This is a genomic window from Streptococcus sp. ALY_208 (assembly GCF_058314295.1).
The window spans coordinates 1-1,568 of sequence record NZ_JBZFUI010000016.1; the positions used below are offsets into that span (position 1 = coordinate 1).

Consider the following 1,568-nt stretch of genomic DNA (forward strand, 5'->3'; position numbering starts at 1 on the left):
GAACAAGATGACGAGGAAACGGTTAAGAAAAAGCAGTTAACTTATCTTAAAGAGCATGAGCAGGAAATTATAGATTTTGTGAAATCACAAAGTCCTAAAGTTGAGAGTGTACAGATTGATTGGGACGAAACGCAGTGGGATCAAGCTGGAAACGGAACTCCACAAGGTGGGGGAGACATTTTAGATGTTTATGGAACATTCAATCATCTGGAAGACTCTGGATGGCATGTCATGATGGAAATCAATGATGATAAAATAGATATGGAAACAATGTCTCTTGTTAATGATTTAAGTATAGGAGGTCAACCTCTTGAGTAGCTGGAATTTGGAAAATTTTAATAATATATATGCCTCATTAGCTCAATCGGCTTACAGAGGAAGACCGATTGAATTCCCTTATGAGAAGTTATCGCCAGATCAGCGAAAAGCACTCGATTCAGGAGAATCTATTCGTTTTGATTTTTCAAAAGATAAAACCTATAAAGGAAAAGTCACCGAAGGCGGTGGGACAGACCTACCTAATGAGGGGGTTGTCTACCTTCAGCCCGATCAAGAAGGGATGTTGGATAATGAGAAGACGGGCTACAATGCCTACTATGTCTCTGATACTGAGGCTATCAATCAGGATACCCACCAGACCTACTTTGTGGTTAGAGATAATATGAATTACTGTGACCAGCGATAAGAGCAATAAATGGTATTGTCTTTATCGGTGGTGACAGTTCACACCTAACGCTATTGAAGGAGGTTTTATGAAAAGAAGTACCAAAGTGATATTAGTGAGTTTAGCAACGCTAAGCATTTTAGGAATAGGAGGAGTAGTAATGAGTTTAGATAAATATGATGAGGTCAACCCTTTTTTCAATAGTGATGAGCCAGTAGCATCTTCATCACGACAGGAAGCTAAGCAAGAACAAGATGACGAGGAAGCAGTTAAGAAAAAGCAACTGGCTTACCTCAAGGATCATAAGCAGGAAATTGTAGATCTTGTGAAATCTCAGAGTTCTGCGGTGGAATCGGTGCAGATTGATTGGGATGAAACAAAATGGAGTGATGGTGGACTTACTAAACCAGAATACTATATTAATCTTTATGGCCATATCAATGATATTGAAGATTCAGGATGGGTTGTTGATATTCCACTCAATGATGATAACAGTGTTAATATGGATGAAATGTATGTAGCCAATTCTATAGATATTGGAGGTGAACCAATTGAGTAATTGGAGTTTGGAGAGTTTTGATAATATTTATGCCTCATTAGCTCAGTCAGCCTATAGAGACAGGCCCATAAGGTTTGCTTATGAGCAATTGAGTAAGTCACAGAGAAAAAGATTAGATTCAGGTCAGTCAGTAAAATTCAACTTTTCTCAAGATGTTAAGAAAGATGGTCAAGTCACCCAAGGCGGTGGGACAGACCTGCCCAATGAGGGTGTTGTCTATCTTCAGCCCGATCAAGAAGGGATGTTGGATAATGAGAAGACGGGCTACAATGCCTACTATGTCTCTGATACTGAGGCTATTAATCAGGATACCCACCAGACCTACTTTGTTGTACGAGGCAGTGA

At 39.5% G+C, this 1,568-nt stretch carries 3 protein-coding genes and 1 pseudogene; all 4 read left to right on the forward strand.

The genetic code is table 11. The annotated features are described in order from the left end of the window. Positions 1 to 318: hypothetical protein (locus AC4HAI_RS08925; RefSeq protein WP_491111238.1), on the forward strand; the 318-nt coding region annotated here is incomplete at its 5' end. Beyond that, positions 311 to 685: a hypothetical protein gene (locus AC4HAI_RS08930; RefSeq protein WP_491111239.1), complete on the forward strand. Its 375-nt coding sequence runs from the start codon at positions 311 to 313 to the stop codon at positions 683 to 685. The genes AC4HAI_RS08925 and AC4HAI_RS08930, both read left to right, overlap by 8 nt. Before the next feature lie 67 nt (positions 686 to 752). Next, the gene (locus AC4HAI_RS08935; protein WP_491111240.1) at positions 753 to 1,223 is read left to right on the forward strand and encodes a hypothetical protein; all 471 of its coding nucleotides are present in this window, start codon (positions 753 to 755) and stop codon (positions 1,221 to 1,223) included. Then, positions 1,216 to 1,568, forward strand: a pseudogene (locus tag AC4HAI_RS08940) (hypothetical protein); the annotation flags it as partial. The gene AC4HAI_RS08935 and the pseudogene AC4HAI_RS08940, both read left to right, overlap by 8 nt.